The sequence below is a fragment of the Paenibacillus sp. FSL P2-0089 genome, from assembly GCF_038595095.1.
Lineage (GTDB): Bacteria > Bacillota > Bacilli > Paenibacillales > Paenibacillaceae > Paenibacillus_AQ > Paenibacillus_AQ silagei.
This window is the reverse complement of sequence record NZ_CP152006.1, coordinates 3,762,886-3,786,748: the sequence shown is the minus strand read 5'-3', so window position 1 is coordinate 3,786,748 and position 23,863 is coordinate 3,762,886. Positions and strand designations below refer to the sequence as shown.

The window sequence follows — 23,863 nt, the reverse complement described above, 5'->3', positions numbered from 1 at the left end:
ATTAAGTGAATTATATAATCAAATAATCCTGATTAATCGAATGCAACGTCTGACCATCTTTGAAGAACAGCATCTGTCTCTTCCCATATGTTATTGAAAGGTTTATATTCATTCAGAAGTATACTGACTAATCCATTAAGTGGATCGTTGAACGAACGTGGTAACTTGATGACTTGATATTGAATTATAGTATGTTTAGGAAATTTTTTTGGTACTTCTGAAAACCAAAAGCTTGTAGGCGGCTTGATGGCTTCATTCACTAAAGGCACAATATACCTAGCCAAATTGTCTAAATCGATATCTTGATTTTTAGGTGGTACATATAGAATAGTTAGACTTAAGTTTGTTAACAAGGGCTTTAATAAGGGGAATTGCTTACTGAATTCATCCATCGTTTGTCTAACTCGTTCTTTAAATATTTCTGTGTCTCCTTCTTGTGTTGGAAGAGTAAGTGGCTTTAAAGTATCGAAGGATGTTGAGATGCTCCACTTGCGGTTAAAAGAAAATGTATTGTCATAGCTACTCCCTATCCCGGAGAGTTTAGTGTAATGAATGTTAGCAAGATCACTTGGAACAAATCTATTTAAACTTAAAAATGCTGCCTGAGCCTCTTTGACTAAAACGTTTTCAAATTCACCTCCACTATTTTCCTCCCCATAGTTTAATATAAGCTCACGATGTTCTAATAGCAGATCATATGCTCTCTCAAAATCAATATTTATATTATCAGGATTGAAAATTTCATTCGTATCATAACCATTAAACCAGTCATCTTTAGCGAAAATATGCCCTGATTTAACTAAGCTTAATAGTTTTAAGTCTTTTAGGTAGTCTCCTAGAGAAGTCATAGATATCTTAATATTTGGATTCCTAACTGGAAATTGAACATGATAATTAACAATTAATATACTTATTTGGCGATCATCAAGTAACGGAAATTTGTAATGTTGTTGTGTAGACCTTCGGTATAATAAATCAATATAATTTTTTGTCAGATGTTGAATACTTGGTGGATTACCTTTAGAAGGAAAAAAATCAAGCTGCATAATGACTGGACCTCTGAACGAGCGACGATTTTTTGTTTGCATGTATGCATTTACTTGTTCATGGAAATCTCTCTTCTCTGGTTCCCTCATGCTCTTTTTACTACATGGTTCTTGTTCTATTTCGAATCGTATTCTTCTTAAAAAACGATTAATGTGAGCATGATAATTGCCTTTACTAGTATTTAATAAATAATCGAGTTTTCTCATATTGCTCCTATCATAATTAAACGATGATAATTATATCTTACCAATAGGGCAGAGATAATGGCAATTCGTTTTAAAAGAAATAAAATAAAACAAGCATTTGATTGTGATCTTGAACCTCACTCGTAGATCGCATTAACCCATTTGGTCAGTTCGATGATTCCTAGGAGGCATGAGACGTTATTTTATTGAATTGATTAAGTTTGATAAGGTTAAACTATTTTGCTTTGAAGGCTTCAAAAAGAGAACTTTACTTAGATATTTTCGACAATGAGAACAAGTCTTGTCCTTCAGACATCACCCTCGTTGCAAAGTACTAAAGAACTTCAGTATTAGAATTAAAATGACTTACACAAACCGTACTTAATTATGGTTGACATAAGTCATCTATAGAAAGTTGATTTATTTTTGAACTTCTAAGTATTTGTTGGAAATCTTAGTTTAAGAAGTAGTCTTTTTAACTTAAACGTATTTAATTCCGCTATTACTATACTCTTCTTCCTTTCAGGTATGGTTGTGCTCTACCTGGGAAGTACCGTTCTCAAAGATGTTCATAACTGGTGAGCAGTGCAGGATCACAGCACAGTGAATATGCAGTAAGTTTTGCATTAGTGAAGGTTTAGATAATCGTCAAATCGTAATAGGAAAAAATGCTAGTCCCCCGACGTTTGTTCTGTCGGAGGACTAGCTGATACTGCAGCAGCAGCCCATCACCAGCACCAGGGTTCCCATGCGGCGTATTCTTCAATCTCTAATGTTTGAAGTTCATTATTTTCTATCCACAATTTCACTTCAAAACTTATTAGATCATCGCTAATTAACATCTTGAGCTCAGTAGGTGTTGGTCTTTTTAATTTTTGTGAGAAATATATCCCAACAATTTGTGACAACTCTTAATAGTTAAATATTATAGTTGTATACTTCTGCACGTCTCTCTTCCTCTCGTAAATTCGATTTTATTTTACTATCCTTTCTGTTTTCTAGTATTTTAAACATGTATATCTTCAGAAATACGTATAACTGTCGGCAGAAAATATAGTATTAGGCTGGATTTCTATATTTCATAGGGGTTTCGAATTGTCGTGCCGCTAGATCCCATAGAATAAGTTTTAGACTGACCCTTGAAATTGAAACAGCGACTGCCATAGACTTGAAAATAAAGTCCTAGACCGTCGCTGCATTCATTGAACTAACGTTTGCCAGTTAACTTAATAATATAAAATAGAAATTGACCTTATAAAGAATCGTTATTAAATTTCATTATATCCTCTAGACTATAGCTATTCTTCAAATAATCATTCGGCATGTTTTTAATTATGCCTTCAAAATAATGTTTGAACATAATGTCGAATTCTATTAGGTCTTTTTTTAAATGATCAACTTCGACTACTTCATTGACTAGCATTCTTGGTATTTTCCCATTGATCTGAATTCCAATATGCTCATATTGGATACCCAGTCCGTTAAAATGAAGGGAGCCTCTATGCTTAATCAAATTATATTTTTCTCTAAGTTCTACCGTTAGTTTGTGGTTGAAAAAATCACGATAGATCTTTCTGGATTTATAATCTCTGCTTAAAGTGAGTAGGTAGTTCAACTCATCAAAGGTGCATAAAGTTGAAATTTTAGAAAATTTAGAACTATCTTCAATGATTTCAACACCAAAATCTCCATAAAGAAACCATGAAACTTGCCAAGATAAATCAATAGAGTAATTATAAAAAGCTAGGGCGTTAAGCAAGAAATTAGCACGCAAAGAAAGCGTGCCTATGTTATCTCCTTTGGGAAAAACTAATTCACCATAATCATCAGATTCAACAAATAATAATGATTGCCTTCCGTAACAAAAGGAACGATAGACATCAACAATTTTAAACCCAGCTGCGAGTATGTTGGGCGAAAATCTAAGATACTGTGGATCTTTTGGAGAATAATCCAACCAGTGGTGTACATCTTCATATTCATATAAATCCAAAGCTTTCATGTTACATCCCCCTATAACAATAACTTTCGGCTCTCAGGAGAGATTTCCTTCTGATACATCGTTCTGTCACATAACTGGCCCGTTTCATCCCAGCAGCCTTAAATGTAGTCATAGCACTTTATAGGTTGTGAAGGGATCTTTTAAACGTCATTCAATAAACCACATATTTAAAATTCAAGGTCTGTTAGCTTTTTGAAGCAAAAACACAATAAAAGAGGTGCTGCTGCCCTATCTTTCCAAATCGCTAACGACCGTGTCTTTTCTTGTTACGGCTATTCTTTCTTCGATTCTTTTTTTCTTGTCTTCGCATTTTCCGATCTCTTTTTATTTGAAACCGTTCAACATCCAGTGGTCCATTTTCTTTTTGGAAGCGATGAAGAGCCGGAATTCGAAAAAGTTCAAGAGCTGCGGAAATAACGAGAATAATAATTATGATTCTATGAAAGCCAGGTAATAGATATTTCGCTCCCATCAATAAGAAAGCGTAATTTACTACCACACCAATAACACTTGATATAGTAACCTTCTGGCGAACACGTCTCTCGCTCTTGTCTGATTTTCGAAGTGTCGACAAAAACCCAAAAGCAAACAAGGGAGCAACGATTAGGTGTAACAATCCACTCTGATTGAACCAGATATATGAATTTGCTAATACCGATAGTATGTAATAAATTACCCAAGGAAGGCTCTCTATCAATTGGTTAAAAGAAATATGCCGGTATTCGGAATACCACTCAATTGCATGTTTGATATTCGGTATCAAAATGATTGGTAAAAGACAATACCGAATCCAATGGAGTTTCAATTTGCTATCCCATGCTGCTACTCGGTAAAATTTATCCAAAACACTTGAAAATCCTTTGTCGATTTTAACGTAGAGTAAATCTCCAGGCGTAGGATTATTGGGATCAAGTCGAATCAAGTTACAGCCCCCTTCATATTAACTATTTCTTCTTTCTAATACGGATAGTTTTATTAGTAGTTTCTACTTTATAAGTTAAACTAAAGTTATAGCAAACCTTGGCCCCGCGCCGACGGCCTTGCTCAACTCCTTCGATGTTTGTCCGCCTGACCTGGGCAGTGTCTGTGAAACTGGAGATCCGGCTTAACTCGGCGAAAGTGTGGAAGAAGTGTTCTATGGTGACGGCCACAGTCTGGTCCAGAATACGGGCTCTGGCTCCAGCTATATAATGATACGTGTACGCTGATTAATGGTCTTTTAACCTACTCTTAATGCTCCTCCGTCAAACCCGCCAGAAGATTTCCTTGCAACTCGGCATCGCGACTGTCGAATGGCCGCCATATCATCTACTCTTCTGGTAACTGATTCTCATTGGTAAGTAGCGTTCTAGCGCGAGACTGCCGATTTCCATCTCTCCGGCCCATGCCGGATTTCGAGGGTGGTGAAGGTAGCTAGGAGAATCCATGACGTCGACCACTGTCGCAGTATACAGGTAGCGGTCTCTGACAGGGACGAACAGCAAGCGGTTTCCGGCACGTGCGGCCGGCCGGACTCAACGAGGTGATGGAGCCCGGCTTAGTGGTCACCCGTACCTATGTGTTCCGGCTGAAATCGGCGGTTGATTGGCTAAGATCCAGGCCTAGCTGCTGCGCGATTGCGCTTGAAATTCTCCTACCAGAACGCCCGTGAACAACTTTGCCTGTGCTTACAGGTCGGTCAGGTTATGCGGGCCGTAGGCTACCGAAGCGAACGGCCTATCGCCTTGTGTCAGGCCCTCGATGTTTGTCTCCCCGGCAGACAACAGCCTATCAAACCTCGTGTCGCGGAACATCACCAGCTAAGCAGGGATACCCACGTCGTAGACGACATTGTATGTCAGCGCTCCCACGTCGTCCAAGCCATCGGCCGAACCAGCTCAGATCCTAATGACCCTCATCGACCTTATAGTGCAGCGGGTCGTTTTCAGCGGCGCGACCCTGAAGGATGCTGGCCTCTGCTGTTGGCCTATCTCTGGCTGTATCGGCTCCCTCTTCATCGTTTTGACCGACTCCGCTGAACCACGGTCTGACCGATAAAGGCGATACAGATGACCTTCCGCCGCATCAAGACAACCCACTTCGAAACATGCGGCGGACCATTGTTCGCATTCACCTGCAGACACTCCCTGACACGACGTTCAGCGTCATGTCCAGGTTGCATGGATGCTTCTGATCGGTTTACCGTGAATTCCATGCAGGGATCCCCTTACCCCGCACACCTTTAAGCGAAAATTTGAACTGCACTATACATTTGACACCAGTCGTGGGGTCCAGGGTCGCCTACCGCTACCGCGCAGGTAGCTTCGACCCCGGGAGACTGCCCTCGCGCCCGTTGATTCGGGTCACAATTATGCAGTGATTACGGAGCACCTGAGTTACCCAACTCTCACTGACCATGCTGGTGTCCTCACAGATTGCGTCCAGGAATCTTCATTTAATGCTACATAACAGGTCAGCACTGGCTGAGTGGATAAATTTTCTCTACGGGCTATGTCACTCTCCCAAAGCCGGGTACAATCCTACGACCTTTCTGGGATTATGTGGACACAAAAATGGCCTTGGGTTCCTCGCACGAACAATGACCATGAACGTTTCTTTCGACAAACGAAAACAAAACATCGGCGAACGACGGGGCCGCAGTTGGAATGAACATATTCTTCGTTGTGGTGAGTTTGTCGTACTCGTGAACGATGCTTTAAACCAGCAACATTTGGTCAACAAGTTTCATATGAAGCATTTTACCAAGAACATTGTCAGTGGACGAAAAGGCTGGACGAAACTACTAAACGCAGACGCTTCCGCCGAGACCCTACTGCCTACCTAAAACAGATTGAAAACAAACTTTGTTAGTTAATTAGTCAACTGTAGAAAAAAGAGCACTCTTTGGGGTTATTTACCTAGAGTGCCCGATTGGTAGATGTTAAATTATCATTGTCTGTTAACCACGTTTACTACCGTCTGCCCGCTCTTTATCTTATAATAATTTCACAGAGAGCCAATTTATATCTTTATGAATTTCATCGAAATAACTAAAACTAATCATAAAATCAAATATTTCAGGATTAGTTTTTAAATGTGTGAATTTTGATTTGAAATCTTTATGAATAGCTTCATCAACGCCAAAATCAAAAGTAACGGATGTTATATCATGAGAATTTAGATAAAATATTCCACCGAAATTCAATTCGATAATAATGTCATTTTTGATGGATTTAATAATGCAATTCGGAATGTATATATTATCATTGTAAAACTGAAGTTGGATCCGCTGTTTAGTGTTTAATAATTCATTAAATAGATACTTCAAACATTCAAGTGATTCTTCCGGCAACATAATCTGAGGATTCCCCATAGTAAATAGCCTCCTTTAATTGTTATATTAAGTTAGTATATATTGATCAAATTTGTAAGTAATATTTTCTGAAAGTTAATTGTAACTAACATTTATATTACTTGATCACAATCAAATTTCCTTCCTCACCCCTTGTATAATGTAACCCCAACTTCAACACAATCGCTTTTAGCGGAGCATATACAACCCCGCCTTGAACAAGAACATCCTTATTATCTAAATCGACGGAAGCCTGTTTGTTCTTTAATGAGACAATCACTTGCCTTCCTTCAAGGCGTATACCTGCTCCCAGAGCAGTTGCCAGGTCTTTTACAGAGCAAAGCAATAAATCGTTCATGCCCAAAAATGCAGGTTGGTTAGTGTGAAGTACTGATTTATCTTTATAAATGATCTTCCATGGTCGAGCGTAGGTGAAATAATTATGAATCGAATTTGGGATAATGACATATTCCTCAGGTGAATCAAAGGCTCTCCTATCCTCTTTAGTAACAATTCCTTTTAATATATCAATATGAACATCTTTGATATAATCAGGACGGCTGCTTGTGAAAGGAGTATATTCAAACACTGTATTTGAGTGCCATGTGACATCTGTTGGATATTGAGTGTAAGGGAGTTCTATGTTGCGAATTTTTTTCTGTGCAACTGTATCATATACCGAATATATTGGTTTTCCTTGTGAAGGCCATAGCTCACTTACCAAATAGCGACGATCAGGTGATAAATGTAGTGCTCGTACATAGGAATTCTGAGGTGTTATTGCTATTTTTTGTTTGGTTTTTTGATTGGTCATGTATAATCTTTGTTGGCGCTCTAAGATATAATCCCCAAATTGAATTTTCCAACGTTCACCTGAGGTGTCGATTTTTTTAATTTCAGATAAATGCCTTTGCTGATCCATTTCATATATCTTCCCGTTCTTCCGTATGACCAGACTATCGTTCACTGATACTATATCATTGCCAAAATAGCAGGCATAAGATCTGGTACAGGAAGAAAGGTCTCGTGTTCCCAGAAAATCTCCGGATTTTACAGTAAGATAGGTTGTATTGTCAGTTAAAGAATAGAATTGCAGCTGTTTCGTAGCGGTATTATCTACAATGTATGTATTGTTACTAGGATGCACAGAGAGCGTGGTACCCATAATAGTAGTGTCCCAGGTCTAAGAATAAATTAAATTGCCCTCGCTATCCCAAGTGGGAATAGGATAAAATCTATTTTTATTGATGTGGGCTGCCGTCCTTAATAGCTTCAACTCTTTATTGGCATAGTCAAAAAAATATAGCCTTTCTGAGATATGCTCCGAATCAGCGAAAGGGTGTTTTCCACTGTATATTCGTTTATTGTTTTGATATAAGCCATAGCCATATACGCGGCCATCAATGACTACTGTTCGATCGTCTATAAACAGATTGTAATCCTCTCCCTCCATTGCTTCCCCAGTATACTGACGTATAACGTTCCAATCAGTAGAGTACCCGTCCGGATAGGAAAATGCCATATTCACAAACTCATATTCTTTAAATGTTTCATCGCCAGTAGAGTAGTCCATCTCATAGACTGAAACCGTAGGAACTAGTTGTTGCATCTCTTCGTTGTCATTGTAATAGAATTTAAGCCCAATAACTTTCTTCTGCTCAACCGCTGAATATACTTTACCATTTGTCCTTATTCCTAGTGTACTTATAAGTATGATCATTGCCATTATACTTTTTAAGACTAATGCGAATTTACTATTCATAATGCTAGTTCCCCCTACTATTGGTGAAGTTAAATCTTATATCTTTATATCTTTGCAACTTTAACATCAATATATAAGACTTTTTGTGCAAAAAGTCGCATTAAATAATTGTGGAACTGTTACACTCCTCAAGTATTAGAGTAATGATAAAGCGATATAGGGTGTTATAGGTATAAATCGATTAACTTCGGAAGTAATTACGGAGTGGTTCACATTGTTGTAACTGATATCTGCGTGCATCTTATAGCGGATGCTACACTGTCACTCGAAGAATAACATTCACAGTTTTAAATAATATTTTCAGTGAAAGAACTACACATCTCCTGTGAAGTTCTTGGTTTTTATTTCTTAAAGGTACTAAAACGGACTATATGGCCTGCCTCTCAGCACCTTTCCTGGTTTCTCTACCCTGGTTGCTAGGGGGCTTTCTTCATTTATTCCAACTCGACCGACCTTTTCACTGAGTTGGTTCCGGCGATCCTTCCCTTTACAGCTCAGCGATCCGCTGGTGCTGTGGGCATCGCCGTTGTTTATTGTCCAGCACGGCTTGGGAATTCCGTTGGATTTTGCCGTACACTTCAGCCATCTCTACGTCAATGATTAAGGATCGATAAAGTTGTTCAAAATTGGAACAGCGCTGTTATATAACTGGTACTGAATCCGGTAGTCAGTCATCAACTCTGTCGTGGGGGTTATTACTAAATGAGTTTAAAACTTTAATTTAGTGGAGAACATGGCTAAAAAGAGATGTTTATCATTATATAACATCTCTCTTTTTGCTAGAAAATCTCTACTGATCGCCTTATGCGTACAGGCCCTAGTAATATTCCTTGATTTTTTCTTTTATTATATTTCTATCCCACAGAAGAATATTATTAGATAAAGCTAGTTCAGTAGCTGAAGATGTGAAATAATTATTTGTTATAACTATCCCTCTGTCTAATTTATAATGTGCTATTCCTGCGACTACTTCCTGTATAGCTTTATTTGTAACGGTATTACTGTAACATTTAACTTGAATACCATATTTCAAATCATTCTTTTCAACAATTACGTCGATTCCTTGGTCACCAGATCCTTTTGTAACCGTTGTTAAGTAACCCATCTTTGTAAATAAACCTGAAACAAAATGTTCAAACTCATGTCCTGTCATAAGATCAATATCTGACATATCCCAGCTTATTTTTTTTGGAGTTGTATGTAGTCCCAAAAGTTGCTTTTCGAATTTATCTATTTTAATTTTATTCAAATGAGCTTTAATATGATTTTGAACATAGTCAAACTCATTTACAATATCCCTAGAAGGTAGTAATCCCTCACTGATTAAATAGTATGTAAAAGAATTAATCGTTTGAGAAGAATCCAAATTAACGATGGGATTACCGCAAAACTTTTCTACATAAGATTCTAAAGATTTTTCAACATTATTATAATCAACCCCGAATTCTTTCGAAAAATCAGCTGCTCTATGATGAATTATTTCATTCTGTAGAAGCATCCATGATACATACATTGCTTCTTCTTCTGATTTTAATCTATAATTTTTGTTCAATATAAATACTAGCTTGTGGAATTTATCCTTGTAATCATCATCTACATTCTGTTTAGGTGTAGTAGGAATAATATTGATTTTGTCTATATTTCGCAGTAATAAGTTGCCGATAGGCATTTGCGATCTAAGTAAATGTTCAAAATATAAAATATTGTTTTTATTTCCAATATCTGAGTCCAATGTTTGGATAAAATTGCGCATTAGTTGAATAACTTCGTTGTCACTATTTAGTAATTCGAATACTTTTTCGGTTTCATTCTTAAAAATTATGTAAGGTTTTAGCTGAGTTTCTCTCAATTCTTCCAGCCTTGTTTCAATATTCACAATTAAGTTTGACTCCTGTTTACATTTAAAGCAGGTGATGTATCTACTTGCTTTATAGCTATCTCCAACTCTTTTTAAAAGTGCATACTTACTAAGTTTAACTTCTTCGTTACATCTCTCACATTCTGCATATACGTAAGTTTCATCTTCATTTTTATAATACATAGCTCAGCCTCCAACTGTTAAATATCTAATGTCACGTACATATCATTATCTACATATTATTAAATAAGATGAAATATAAAGAACTTGAAAAACCGTATAATCTAAAGATCTTGTTTCAAAATATGCTATATAAGTTGAATCAAAGTTCTTAGCAAACTTTGACAATGAAAAACGAACTATTTGTCGAATAAGAAACAAATCTAAAAAAACGGACAAGTGGGGAACGTCATGGATAAGCATACCGAACTGGAAAAAGTAACAGAGGCCATGAAACAGGCCAAAGAGCGACGCATGTATGAGCGTTATCAAGCGATCTATTTGCATTTGAAGGGCACATCCATGCTGGAGATCGCTGGCATTCTAAATCGAAATCGAATGACGGTGAGCAACTACATTCACACGTACAAAACCGGTGGATTACCAGCCTTGCACCTGAAGTACTCCTCAGGTGCGCCTACTCGGCTCACTAAAGAGCAGCAGGATCAGTTGAAACAGACGATCGCCTATTCGGTTCCGCATGAGGTCGGCTTTGCGGCTAAACACAACTGGAAGCTTGAACTCATTGCCGCCTATGTGATGCGAGAATGGAATCATCGCTATTCGCTCCGAGGGATCTCCAAGGTCATGGAACGCTTAGGGCCCAGCTACAATAGTACCATGTTCATGGATCTCATGTTAGATTCTTTGCAAATGTACTGGGTGTAGAAGCATTTTAAGATTTTAATTGCATGAAAGAGACAATTTCATAATTTTCATCATAGTTAGACGCATAATCATCTAGCGAAAATCGTTTGTTTATTGTTTAGAGATGACTGTTGATGTGACATTAATGCTCATCAAACACGAATGGTACAAAATGTTTATGAAATTGTCTCCGAAATGCAGCTAAACAGAATTTGGCGACAACTCGGGCGATTTAGTTGTTTGACTGCATTTATGCCTACCATTTATTATAATCACTCTAGTACTCCATCAGATTTAAACGTGTGAAAATTACTTATAACTCATCGCTTGCTGAGGGCTGCCGTGCCCGATTAAGGTGCAACAATCAACTATAAATAATAAAATCCCTAATTTCTTCATTTGAAATTTCAAGTATTCCACTAGTTGGGGCGCAACCTGATGCAAAAATTTCAAATGTGAAGGATAATACCTCATTAGCAGCTGTTTTTTTTGCTAATCCTTGCTTTGTAGTCCAATCGTCTTGTGGATGGAGGTTAGAGACTTCTATATGTGTATTGGGGTGAATAACATCGTTAATACCACCTGCAAAGTAACCTGGAATAGTATTTGGTATATGGGTTAAATTTAAGCTCCTAAAACCTTGAGAAAGATCTAACCCTTTTAAATTTGTGAGTTTTATTGCAGGATAAGTTGCAAGAAACTTACCAGTATTTTTTATACCAAATGTAATTGAATACAAATTTTTATCACCATTTCTTGCTCCAGGATTCAAATGATAATATAACCCGAGTCTTGGCTTTTGTCTTCTTCCAAAACTATCTTCAAGCATATAATGTTCCATTTTAATAAAGCTGTCCCCAGCTCGAGTATAATATGAGTGATCCCCAAGCATCGCCCTATGCGGGGTTAAATCACTCTCAGGAACATAAGTAATTATAAATCCTTCATCAGTTCCCGAATCATCATTTACATAAATAGCTTGATTTATTATACCTGTATTTAACGGAACAACTGCCTCATTAATTAATCCATTAAGATCAGTCAAAAAAGTTTTAAGCACCTTAATTGGCTTCAATTCTATAGCTATATCTGCACTATTTTCTTGAAGCTTTTTTGCTTTAATCCCCCACACAATGACTCCACCAGAAGAATTTGAAAAACCTGATAATGCTTTAGCATATGTACCCTTATCGCTTTTTTCAATTCCTGGTTTAACCTGTGAACTTTTCTCTTTAAAATCCAAAAATAAGTTTTCCTCCCTAAAACCAATCATATTTTGAATCCCTATATAACCTTCATCAATAATCTTCTCATAAATAGACATGGCATTATTCATTTGAAATGTTCACTCCATTCATTATGAAAGCAGTCTCTTAAATTACATTAAAAAAATTTCTTACACTAGTCAACTAAATATTGATAATAGCTCACACGAATTACTCTTGTCAGGCTTGCCGGTACCACCATTAATGCTCACCAGTTACAATGGCCGATACCGGCAGCCGGATCGTCCCTATAAATCAAACCATAACACTAATTGGTTCTCACCCCCCTACTGCTTGAACCGCTGGCGAATTCCATCAGCTCCAGTTGCAACGGTCACCGATAGAACCGGATCGTAACCGGGACAACACCGCTCATGTTCCAAGTGCCTTCTGGTTACCTTTATGGGATACATCAGTACGAGGAAAGAGCAGTGTTTTTACTAGAGCATTCGATAGTCCAGAAGATAAATAGGCAGGCAGTAAGCCATGCTTTCTTTTTCCTAGCCATAAGTAAAAACTGTTTCTCTAATTCTAGGTTGTAGATACACAGTTTTTACTATGTGCTTGGACTTTCGACCAACTCTGAGGCCCATGATGGGATCATCACTGGTTGTCCCTGGTCATCGATTATAGTATTGCCGACCCTGACGGCCCAACTGCATCAGCAAGATCGGTGACGCTCTAGGTGGACCATCTCAGTGATGCTCATCTTCCTTTTCCCCTCGCTTACGCCGCTTGCTAATCTTTTTTTGACTGAATCGCTGACCATACTGACCAGCACGGCATCTGCGATTCTAGCTACTACTAGGTGGCATATAGAGCAAAAACTGTCGTCTTCAAACATAATGCCCGGCCCTGGTCCTGGAACAATACCAGACGTTAAACTGTAAACGACTCCGGCCCCGACTCTCATCGTTCTTCTCGGTTTCCTTGCTGACTACACTTGGAAGTCTTTCTTAAATGTTCGCGAGTCTGCACTTCCAGTATCGGGGCACCGTTTTTCCGCCTGCAGCTGCGGTCTATTAGTGTTTTATCCATCGTCTAAGCCAAATCCAACTTGCCGCAGTCCTTGTGATATTGTCGGCCCGACCTAGGCGCACCTCATTCTCAGCGAATTAGAGACAATCTTTTCAACTCATAATTTATTAAACTTTCAAAAAGATTCTTTTTAGCAGTAGAGGCCATAGTAAGTAGTTAATCCATTTCAAATAGGGTAAAATTATGTTCAAGAATGATAATTACGTTGTGTAACTTATATTGATATGCGATATTACTATGGGGGGAAACCATGGAGAAACAACAACTTATAACAAGCCTTACAATCTTACTTAATCGGGGAATAGACAGCGGACAAACCACATTATTTAACGGTCAAAAGCATGATGATTTGGTTAAAGAATTAAGAGATTACCTTGATGCTAACAGAAAATTCTTGGGAGGAAACATCCATCTCGAAATTACCCAAGCCATGAATGATCACGGAGTAGACCTTATTTTAACCATAGAAGGATTTTGCAAAATTGGATTTCAGGTTAAAAGCCATTATGACGTTTCAGAACAAGAATTTCAGTCCAAAGTAAAACGGCAGCTTGCAGAATCATTTTTCCATGCATTAGATAAATATTACATCTTAATTTGTAGTCCAATACAGGACAAAACCAATAATTACACAATGAAAATTAGCCATTTGATCAACGAATTAAGCAGCCTGAAAACTAATTATCACTGCGTATTTGGACCCGATCATACTGCTGCACTCTTTACAAACCTTAACACGCTGGACGAAACACAATTTAATCTTGAATATCAGCGGTTTGCATATGAGCGCGATAATATTGAAGAATTAAAGCAAATGTTAAGCGAAACGTTAAATAAGAAAGACTACGAGACCGCTGAAGGCTACTTGGCGAGAAGAAAAGAGTACAGTTATGCTGAACCTCAAACCGCAGCTCAGATGAATACTATCTTACAATGGGATTTAAGTGCCGATGATCTGCATGAAACTAAAGAGAGTATCGTACGATACATTTCAGAATTGCGCAATTTAACGCAGAACTCAAGAGAAATTCTCACAGGCATTCTTGAGCGTTCCAAGCCATCAGCGAGGGCGCTTAATGAGGATAGGGTCGCTCTAGTCAGAGAAGTAGAGTCTCACCTTCGAATGAACAGCAGAGCACTATTTGAAGAATATACTGTTTTAGAACAAGCTGGTTTTGTCTACCACGACAAAGAAGATAACCGGGACTATTATTATGTGACCAGTAAAGGTGCTGGTTGGCCTTTAGTATCCAGTCTCGTCAAATATTGCGAGATAAAAGGAATACCATTAGAAACATTATTTTCTAAAATGGATTTTAGCGTTCTTGACTAATAGACTATCTGCCCTGATTAAGCGATGAAGTGATGAATTAATGAAGCTAGTTAATGGTCATTGTGACAAATGAGAAATTGTCAGCTTCAGTAGTTGTACATATTATTCGCTCGACACGGGCAGTATCACGGTCTCTTTAATTCTCCTGCACCTCTGCCAGCCCTTATCCTTCACATTTGAAATTTTTGCATTAGGTAGCGCCTCAATTAGTGGAATACTAGAAATTTCAAATCCCTTTAGCAATGATCCTCTTTGCTCTTCCTGAAGAGGTTAGCACCGTCCATACGAAAGATGGAAATCAGGTTCATGTTTATTTCTGGTTCTGCTTTACCAGGAGGAAATGGACTTTAAACTGGAGTCTGGTATGAATGAGCTGGTGCCAAACTGTTCGAGTTTTCAGAGGATTTTCTCGTTCTGAATCCGAATAGACGCAACGCATGTAAATAACTGCCCGAATTAACGGGTTGAAACAGCATTAAAAGGCTGAGCTTAAGTAAGGATATGACTATGGGCTCAGCCTTGTTTTAAAATTTATTTGCTCTAGATTAAACTTAATTGTTAAAACTGAGGACCTTCTTGATTTGTTCTGAATCTTAATGTGGCTTCATATTGCATCAAGTAAATAAAACCCTTCGCAGCCACAAGAAGTTGCTCCCCAAGTTCATGCGATGTTTTGTAAGAAAAAATCCCCCCAGATATTGATATATTTGATTCAGGGTCATGCAGAGTAGCATCAATCAGCTCGTTATATCTTTTCATATAAATATAAACTTTTGGGAAAACTTTCCCATGTCTAAATAAAATGCGCCACTTTTCGTCCATAGTCTGATAGATAAACTCTGAACTATAGTTATCATCTCTACCTATTCCAACTTCTTTACGCAAAAAAAAGCCATGTTTATTTAAATAAGGATTCAATACATTCTCATAAACCGCTTCAACATTTATAGACTCAATCCGCTGGGACTCCAGCCATGGAATTCCTTTCATTTCTATATGCCGAAGTATTTCCAGTAGAGAGGTTCTCAGCTCACTTTCGTTATTGTACGGAAAGATTGGCTCATATCCATTCTCATTCAGCCAGATATATGTTTCATAATTATTATAGGGGGGGGCATAATGTAACTTAATCCATTTAGAAAACAGATCTCCATTTTTACTAAGTAGTATCCTATATTGGTAGGAATCTATCATTTTAAAGAAAATCACTCTATCTTCATTATATCCTCCTTGAGCAGTAGGTAAGAGAGTATAACCACAATTCTTTAGAGGCTCCTCCAATACATCCAGTATGATTTCATTAACTCTTAGTTTTGACTTATTCTCAAGGAGCGTAATAATCCCTCTCTCCTCAAGCATGCTGTCATCCAGCATGTTAAGATGATCAAAGGACAGAAAAGCTAAGCTCTCTAAACCAAATGTCTGTGCAAACTGGTCAACTCCTTCAGGGTTCAAAGGATCTGAACGAAGCATGGAATTCAATAATTCTACGGATTGAAGGTCTTTGGCTAAAGGAACCCATGTGTCTGTCTGTAAGGGTTCAAGTTTCATTTTTTTTGGCTTCTGAAAGGGAATATTAATGTGAACCTTAAGAATTCCGTCTTGCCAAAAGTCCGCTCTCCACCCCCACTCGTCATAAGTTGTTTACAATCAATGTGTACATATTCTAACGCCTCACCGGTTGTCTCAGGGTCATTCCTTAATGTACAGCGCCAACCTTATTGGTACCGCAGCATCGGTGACCCAGCAGCAGATCGGTGACGCTTATCATCTGCAGGCTCCGGTAGCGATGCAGGCACGTAGAAATGTAGACGGACCTTTAATCGGCTCCAACCATCCTTTCAATCTTCTCCGTTACAACTAGGTGACGTTCCTAACAGGAGGTGTCTAGGTTGATATGCTTAGAATTAATTATGAAATGTCACACTGCTCTATAGCTCGGTGTGGTGGAGCATCAGGCCTACCGGTGATCCGGAGCACAGTTGATTTCGGTACGTCCGGCGCGTCTGACCGGATACGCATGGCAAAGAGAACGTGGCCCCTCGGTCCGCACCCAGCCGCGTTCTGCTGTTTGGCATCTCTATATAAACAATAAAATGCCCTTACTCCTTCAAACAATGGTTGCATTAAATGCGACAAAGAATCTCCACTTATCTTGTTTAACTAAACTCCAAATGGATCAAAAAAAGGCAGCCGGACCTTTAGCCGACTGCCAAGTTCAGTTTATTCAACTAACATTCTCAGCTCGAATGTCTGGCAAACTCGGACATGTTTTTACATGACTCTCCCACTCTTCCCAAACTGATGTGAAGAAGCGTCAGTGGCACCAGACAATCTATTTTATTGCCTGTCCAAAAAGGAGATTGGTTGTCAGGCAAACTCCCCCGCTTCGGAGCTTGATACGACTAGTTACTCCTCATCGGTGGTGCCGAGAATTCTTCCTTTATTTCTCGTTACCCGATGAACCCGGTAGTAGCAAAGAAGTGCCGCCATTCTCCTTCCTCTACCGATGACTGGATGAACCGTCCATTTTGCAGCTAATTGATTAAAAATCTTAGAACTCGTCCGATTGTCTCATTTCAATCCGATCAAGGTAAATTCCACATTCAAGCAAACTATTATACATAGCTTGCTTCTCACCTTCCCAATAATAGTAAACCATCCACTTAGCCTGCTCCTGTGAAAGCTCATCTATACTGCTGAAATAAGGAAGATCCACACCGACGATAGAATGACTGATAGAAATAATTTCATCGATACATTTCCCTCGTAATTTATCCAATTTGTACATATATTCTTTTATGTTCTTATAGGTCTCCTCGTAATAACGTTGAATTGCCCCACAGATGCTCAACAATTTTTCTCTTCTCTTCTGCTTCACCTGCTTGTTCTTGGATCTCTTCCATTCTTGTAATATTACCACGCCCAATATCGGGTCATCACCGAATGGACCATTATTCAATGACCCATGGACGTGTAAAATGTCTATATCGTCAATTCCATAGACTTCTTTAACGGCTGATTAGCGAGATTGGTTTCTAAGTCATTTCATAGCATGGCTTTCTTTGCGTCATCATCATATCCTGGGTAAATTTCATAGAAACACAAATTCTTTTGACCGATGCACACCTCCCGTAGCACTATCTATTCAGTGGTGAGGCTGTATCCTGCTGTTTATAACATACTTGATGGTTATCAAATCGGCAATAGTACTATGTTCTTGTCCATTTTCGGCAATGGGACCAAGTTCTTGTCCTGAGCAAAGGACAAGAACTTGGTCCTTTAAAACAGAAAATCCGCGCTGGGCGCGGGCTCTTATGGGACTATGTTCTTGTCCACAGACATAAGTCCTTTTTTAGTTAATTGAAGCGGTTCAAGCAAACTTTTTCTTCACGTAAAAATGATGGGACTTTTGTTACTTTTTTCTGTTAGTAACAACCCGGTACTTAGTAGAGTATCTTTAGTGCTGATCAAATCTGATACTTCAATCTCCTTATCAATTAATTTCTTAATAATTTGCTTGTACTCAAGATATTGAATATATGCCTCAGAATCAATATCTCTTATATCAATAAATTTATTGTTGACGTTATTCACATTTTGATACAATATAATTTTATTTTTTATCTTATAAAAGTTATCTCTCATTCCAAAGTATACAATTGGAACTTTATATTTTTCATTTTTTAATTCCTTAAATACATAATCACTGTTAAAATTGCTCGCTTTAACTTGTAATGCTGCGCTTTTCCCGCTTGTTACCTTTGCCCCCTCTTCTAAAAGCTGAAAATCTGGATTATTTTTATCCAGCCATATAATATCATTCTGTGTATGATTAGGATTATATTTAGTGGGATGTAAAGACTTTGTTTTTTTGTGGCCTGTAGCAACTGCAATATAATTTTCTGTAGTTTTTAGGAGCTTTTTCCCCTTTCTTGCAATAGTTATATACCGTTCATTTAACTCAATACTTTCGGAACATCTTCTAACTATTATTGCTTCTGCTATATTTCCCATAAGTCGCATTGCCGTTTCTTCTGTCGACTTTGTGAATATATGTGTAAATTTGAATTTACCCTCATTTAATATAATTTTCCCTAAGTCATTAAATAAAATATCAAACAGTGTATATCCTGATTTTTCTAACATAACATTGATATTTTTTTCACCATTATTCCATTCATTAATGTCTTGGACGGCATTAGGCCTGAATGTTCCATCGTCTTCAAGTACCGCTATTACTATCTTTGCCATTAACAACCAACCATCCTATTGATTTTCTTTTTGAAAATACATTATAACTCAAGAACTGCTTTTAGAAAAATGAATCGAAATCGTCTTAGCATCGAGAAGTCTTGTTTTGATTAATCCTCAAAGCACATTCGATAAGGTTATCAATATGATGGATTTTCGTCTTGTTGTAATCGTAAGGTTAAGGATTAGATTAAAAAAGCCTTGCGAAATTACTTCTTAATATACCTGAACGATCTTATGATTAGTCATTCATCAAATCGGCAATAGTACCATGTTCTTGTCCATTATCGGCAATGGGATCAAGTTCTTGTCCTGAGCAAAGGACAAGAACTTGATCCCATAACACAGAAAACCCACGCAAAGCGCGGTCTCTAATGGGACTATGTTCTTGTCCTTCGACACCTGACTAAAAGGCGTCTTTTCTTTAGTTATCATTTAGATCATCTCAATTGCATTGGTTACTAACCTCAGCTGCCATTTCCATCGTCTGGACCATGTGATATTCTTTCTTCACAATCTCTTCGAGTTTTACGATAGCTTGATCACGAACACGATTAGATGCGATCATTTTAATAACTGTCGTTCTATAAATTTCCCATAAACGACTTAGGTCCATGCTTTGTTCTGCTAACTGCTTATAGAGATTGGTATGGGACGATTGATCTTCCAGTAACTTAAAAAGCCTGTTATTCTTCTTATGATTCTGCGCAAAAGAACTGCTTCTCAAGGCAAATATGCTAATCTCGTTCAAATTACCTACAAGTTCTTCGAATTCCTCTACATAATCGGTCAACGCTTTTAGACCCAACTGATAATGAAGACCATATTGCTCAAGAAAAACGACTTTATCCTCCAATAGATTGCTTCTCATTTCTGAGATAAACGAGTCCTGTACTGAAAATTCGTGGTTAAAATTCCTGATCGATCCTTCATGCACAAAAACCATTATGAATCTAACTTTTTTGCCGCTTTTCATTAGATATTGGGTAGATTCCATAATGACTTCAAGTGGAGTTTGATAATCGTGCATTCGCCCTGGAGATAAGCAATCTTCAATTACCGTGTATGCCTCCCCACTGGCACTTTTTCCATGAATAAAGGTCGGATGGATAAAATGTATTTTTCCGGCTTCTCTTCCACTGGAATAAAAAAAACGGTCCACATCAAGAAAGACATATTTCTTCTTGTCTAAAGCGCCTTGAATCATCTCATCCAGGAAAGGGATATCCGATTGCTCCAGAAGCTGATCCTCAAAGCGAAGATAATGATAGAGCTGTTCAGTATCATATTGAACCTTCGGCAGCATTAATCCTTGCTGAAGCAAGCTTTCAAAATTGTCTTCGGGGAAGGTCTGGTTGATGAGTTTTTTCCAGTACTGTGTTTTAAAGGTCAGCGGCAGCTTCTCGAACGATGAATGATGACTAATCAGAATCGCCATCAAGTTATTATTGACACAATCAAGCCATATGTCATTATAAGGCACAATCCGATGGGCAGGTGTCACATGGTCAACTCCCTTTGATGAACTCACTGATTAGGTGGATAGCCAGCTCACATCATTTAACGTACCGTCAGGGCGGAGAATCACTTCCTTCGGAAGAGCATGAGACAGAAAATGAACATTGCCGCAGGTTAAGCCATATGCCCCCATATGGGGAAACGCGATCCAATCCCCCGGCTCTAGAGGGGGTAGTATGACGCTGCCTTGCAGCACATCTGCGGGAGTGCACAATTTACCGCAAACATTGTAGGAGATCCGGCCTTCTCCTTCACCTGATTCGTATAGCCTGCGCTCCCCCGCCTTCCAAAGCTGAAGAGGCAGCGGCTGCTTGAAGCTTCGTCCCATCAGGCTGGAAAAAGCCCGGTGATGGGTTCCCCCATCGACAATGGCGAAGGCTTTGCCTCTGGAGAGCTTGGTGTACAGCACTCTGACCGCATAAATCCCCATCGTTGCGGCAATCCGCCGCCCTGATTCTACGAATACCATTTCCAATTCCAGATCCCGGTTGCGCTCTAACTCCCCGGCAAGATACGCCCCGAAAGCTTCGACAGGAAACGGCTCATCGCCTTCAAACATGGGAACACCGAAACCGCCGCCGAGCCCTAAGCATCGAAGCTGCAGGCCGAATTGGTTTCGCACCTGCCGGGTGAGACCGAACATCATCGGAACGCTCTCCCGATAAAAGTCGAGGTGAAAATTTTGCGTGCCCTGGTACGTATGCAATCCGATCAGTTCTAGCCCTTCAAGGTTAATGGCGGTATGCACCGCTTCATTAATTTCACTGTCGTCGATGCCAAACTGGGAGGCAAGTCCGACCGATGACATACGCGAGCCTTTGGCTCCAGTAGACAAATTGACCCTTAACATAACAGGAGCAGTAATACCAAGCGCAGTAGCTTCATCGTGAATGACGAATAGCTCCGGGATGGACTCCGCATTAATCGCGTAGATCCCATGGCGAAGCACATGATGAATCTCGTCCGCGCTTTTGCCCGGTCCGGTAAACACGATGCTGTTGGGATTTATCCCGTTAGAGCGGGCCATCTCATATTCCCCCACCGATGCGACTTCGATCGGCGAACCCCAGCCGTTGATGAGACGGCATACCTCCGGATTGGGGTTGACCTTCATGGAATAATATAGCGTTACATCCTTGGGCAAAGCGTCTCGCAGCGACAAATAATCGGAGGCAAGCTTGCCCTCGTCATACACATAAACAGGTGATCCAAACCGCCGGGCTGCTTCCAGCCAAAAGGGATGGCCCACTTCCTGCTGATTCGACAGTCGTTGTGAACCCATAGTCATATGACAGCTCCCCTCCATTCCATGATTGCTTCCTCCAGCCCTTGACGGGCAAGCTTCTCAGCTTCATCGTCCACACCCCAGCTCAGAGCCGAGACCCGGCAAGGCCGGATACGGTCTGCCGATTCCCCGTCTTGGTGGAAACCATACACGAATGCCCCGCCTTGTCCGGCAGAGATCCTTATCGAGGTCACCTTTTCGGCAAATTCTGCAAATTGGGCTCCAGGGTGGAGCTTGAAATCATAGGATTGAGTCTCCATTCTAGGAAACCCGCGTTCGAGCAAGTGCTTGCGGATCTTCAGCAAATACGTGACCATGGTCAGACGGGCGTTGATCTCAATAACCGGTATTAAAGTTCCGTCTTCATCCAGTATGGAGTCTACCCCAATGAAACCCTCGTAGCCCCGGAAATGTAAAGATTTACCCAGCTGTTGCAGCTGTTCGGTATAAGCTACGATCAAGGATTCAGGCAGGTCCGGGTGCAGACGGCTCCCCCTGTAAACTCCTGCATCCGTAATCCTCTGCTCGGTCATAGCCAGGATCTCGCAATCTGTTCTCCCCAGCCAGAGCTGTGCCGTCAGATGGCGCTCGACCTGATGCCAGCGTTCCACCGTCACAACCGGTTGCCCGCCTCCCCGAGAGATCTGCCTCTCTAAATATCCAAGCAGCGTCTCCAAATCCGAGCCCCGATGGATATGGAACAGCGCTTTGCCGGAAGAACCGTAAGCGGTTTTTACAACCAGCCGGGCTCCAGGATGCCGTCCCTCCAACTCGGCGCAAGAACGGCGGATCGCGTCAAGCCCCTCGCATATCCTGCCGTCGCTGACTGGAAAGCCGATTTCTTCGCATAATTTACGCGTTGCGATCTTGCTGTTCAGTTCCACGGACAATCGGGCTGGCGGGCCGATCCAGCTCCCTCCGCTTTCCTTGAGAAACTGCTCCTCCTGCTCGTCCATCAAGTAAGGAACAGCAATCCGGCTGCGAAACTCACCCGTATATTCAGACCGTGCGCCAATCGCGATGGATGGCATGATGATCTTCTCTTCTTCCAAATAAGCTAGAAATTCAGGATCTGGAGCCTCTTTCAGGAGAACAAGATCATCCCGGTCAGCCAAATAAATCTGGTAGAGATCCATTTGCGATACGAGCCGGTCTCCGGACGCATTGTTAATATGGGGTAAGCGAATCTCTTGAGCGGCTTTTCCTTGTTCCCAATTAATATTGGAGTACCAGAGCTTCGGTGCGCGCGTTCCGGTCAGATGCTCCACATAAGGTGCGTTATTCATGTTCCCGTCACCTCCACTTTCTCCGGCTTGAGACCGGACTCCAGCCCTTTAAGCCAGCCTAGCTCCGACTTTAAGATTTGAAAGGGGTTGGCTCCGAACCATTCCAGAGATACTGGGGCCTGGGTAGGGTCCAGGATAAGGCGCTTCATGATGGCTTGGCAGTCCATTTCTCCATCGGCCAAGGATACGATACCTCTGCGGCTGCCGCTCGGAGAATAGATATTGTAAGGAGAGAATACTTCGAGCCATTGCCGGGCTTCCACATTCTTCAGATGGATATTGACAATCCATGGCTTCAGGCGTTCGTAGGCGGCAAGGGGATCAGCGCCCGATTCCCAAATGTGCAGAAAGTCCAAATTCAGCTTCAAGGCAGGGTGGCCGGTTTGCCTGAGCAGTTGAAGTGTGGAATCTATGCCGTCGGCAGCGGTTCCCGGATGAGTCTCAACCACGGTATAGACCCCTTCCCTCTCTGCTATGGCGCAAAGGATATTTAGACGTTCGGTGCAAAGCTCCCAGTCCTTCTCATCAAGAGATTGACTGCTCAGGCTTCCGGCGAAAATCCTCAGCTTATTGGTGTGGAACGCTTTGGCCGCCTGTACGGTGTCCTGCCATTCCTTAAGCAGAACGTCCATTGGGAGATTCCCCATGAGAGGGATATAATCGCTCAGCATGTTGATTTCGAGCCCGTAGCTGAACATTTCGTCCAGCATATCTCCCAGCTCCTGGCCCCGTTGGCGAAGCAAAGCCTTGGCATGCACGCCCCACAGTTCTATACCGTTGAAGCCCTTATCAAGAGCATAACGAAGCAGCTCCTGGAAGGATACCAGCTCAT

General features: G+C 40.3%; 17 protein-coding genes and 1 pseudogene. 3 read left to right on the top strand and 15 right to left on the bottom strand.

From position 1 onward, the window contains the following. Positions 1-32 precede the first annotated feature (32 nt). The 7 genes from NST69_RS15570 to NST69_RS15540 form a co-directional block, all read right to left on the bottom strand. Positions 33-1,253 (bottom strand): hypothetical protein, encoded by a 1,221-nt coding sequence (locus tag NST69_RS15570; protein ID WP_342549997.1) that lies wholly within the window; start codon positions 1,251-1,253, stop codon positions 33-35. 1,231 nt (positions 1,254-2,484) lie between these two features. Next, positions 2,485-3,234, bottom strand: a complete 750-nt coding sequence (locus NST69_RS15565; protein WP_342549995.1) for a hypothetical protein — start codon at positions 3,232-3,234, stop codon at positions 2,485-2,487. 244 nt (positions 3,235-3,478) lie between these two features. Further along, positions 3,479-4,156, bottom strand: a complete 678-nt coding sequence (locus tag NST69_RS15560) for a hypothetical protein (RefSeq protein ID WP_342549994.1) — start codon at positions 4,154-4,156, stop codon at positions 3,479-3,481. Positions 4,157-6,208: 2,052 nt separating this feature from the next. Further along, complete coding sequence (locus NST69_RS15555; protein ID WP_342549993.1) at positions 6,209-6,586, bottom strand: hypothetical protein; 378 nt, start codon at positions 6,584-6,586, stop codon at positions 6,209-6,211. A 97-nt stretch (positions 6,587-6,683) separates the two neighbouring features. Continuing rightward, positions 6,684-7,487: a hypothetical protein gene (locus NST69_RS15550; RefSeq protein ID WP_342549992.1), complete on the bottom strand. Its 804-nt coding sequence runs from the start codon at positions 7,485-7,487 to the stop codon at positions 6,684-6,686. 261 nt (positions 7,488-7,748) lie between these two features. Next, on the bottom strand, positions 7,749-8,327 hold the full coding sequence (locus tag NST69_RS15545; RefSeq protein WP_342549991.1) for a hypothetical protein: 579 nt from the start codon (positions 8,325-8,327) through the stop codon (positions 7,749-7,751). 817 nt (positions 8,328-9,144) lie between these two features. Beyond that, positions 9,145-10,368 (bottom strand): restriction endonuclease, encoded by a 1,224-nt coding sequence (locus tag NST69_RS15540; protein WP_342549990.1) that lies wholly within the window; start codon positions 10,366-10,368, stop codon positions 9,145-9,147. Positions 10,369-10,596: 228 nt separating this feature from the next. Here NST69_RS15540 and NST69_RS15535 point away from each other — a divergent pair, with 228 nt between their 5' ends. Then, the gene (locus NST69_RS15535) at positions 10,597-11,073 is read left to right on the top strand and encodes a helix-turn-helix domain-containing protein (protein ID WP_342549989.1); all 477 of its coding nucleotides are present in this window, start codon (positions 10,597-10,599) and stop codon (positions 11,071-11,073) included. Positions 11,074-11,416: 343 nt separating this feature from the next. Here the strand turns inward: NST69_RS15535 and NST69_RS15530 are convergent, their stop codons facing one another. Beyond that, complete coding sequence (locus NST69_RS15530; RefSeq protein WP_342549988.1) at positions 11,417-12,388, bottom strand: ATP-binding protein; 972 nt, start codon at positions 12,386-12,388, stop codon at positions 11,417-11,419. Between the two features lie 1,217 nt (positions 12,389-13,605). Here NST69_RS15530 and NST69_RS15525 point away from each other — a divergent pair. Further along, positions 13,606-14,688 carry a hypothetical protein gene (locus tag NST69_RS15525; RefSeq protein WP_342549987.1) on the top strand — a complete coding sequence of 361 codons (1,083 nt, stop codon included), beginning with the start codon at positions 13,606-13,608 and terminating at the stop codon, positions 14,686-14,688. 558 nt (positions 14,689-15,246) lie between these two features. Here the strand turns inward: NST69_RS15525 and NST69_RS15520 are convergent. Continuing rightward, complete coding sequence (locus tag NST69_RS15520) at positions 15,247-16,239, bottom strand: hypothetical protein (protein ID WP_342549986.1); 993 nt, start codon at positions 16,237-16,239, stop codon at positions 15,247-15,249. Between the two features lie 151 nt (positions 16,240-16,390). Between NST69_RS15520 and NST69_RS15515 the strand changes: the two genes are divergently transcribed. Then, a complete protein-coding gene (locus NST69_RS15515; RefSeq protein WP_342549985.1) occupies positions 16,391-16,552 on the top strand; it encodes a hypothetical protein in 162 nt (53 codons plus the stop codon). Between the two features lie 690 nt (positions 16,553-17,242). Here the strand turns inward: NST69_RS15515 and NST69_RS15510 are convergent. The 6 genes and pseudogenes from NST69_RS15510 to NST69_RS15485 form a co-directional block, all read right to left on the bottom strand. Next, positions 17,243-17,692, bottom strand: a pseudogene (locus NST69_RS15510) (AbiH family protein); the annotation flags it as partial. A 386-nt stretch (positions 17,693-18,078) separates the two neighbouring features. After that, positions 18,079-18,942, bottom strand: coding sequence for a hypothetical protein (locus NST69_RS15505; RefSeq protein WP_342549984.1), 864 nt, complete (start codon positions 18,940-18,942; stop codon positions 18,079-18,081). A 445-nt stretch (positions 18,943-19,387) separates the two neighbouring features. Next, the gene (locus tag NST69_RS15500) at positions 19,388-20,446 is read right to left on the bottom strand and encodes a hypothetical protein (protein WP_342549983.1); all 1,059 of its coding nucleotides are present in this window, start codon (positions 20,444-20,446) and stop codon (positions 19,388-19,390) included. A 30-nt stretch (positions 20,447-20,476) separates the two neighbouring features. Continuing rightward, complete coding sequence (locus NST69_RS15495; protein ID WP_342549982.1) at positions 20,477-21,748, bottom strand: hypothetical protein; 1,272 nt, start codon at positions 21,746-21,748, stop codon at positions 20,477-20,479. Further along, positions 21,745-23,031: an ATP-grasp domain-containing protein gene (locus NST69_RS15490; protein WP_342549981.1), complete on the bottom strand. Its 1,287-nt coding sequence runs from the start codon at positions 23,029-23,031 to the stop codon at positions 21,745-21,747. Before NST69_RS15490 ends, NST69_RS15495 begins: the two co-directional genes overlap by 4 nt. Then, positions 23,028-23,840, bottom strand: a complete 813-nt coding sequence (locus NST69_RS15485; protein WP_342550183.1) for a sugar phosphate isomerase/epimerase family protein — start codon at positions 23,838-23,840, stop codon at positions 23,028-23,030. Before NST69_RS15485 ends, NST69_RS15490 begins: the two co-directional genes overlap by 4 nt. Positions 23,841-23,863 lie beyond the last annotated feature (23 nt).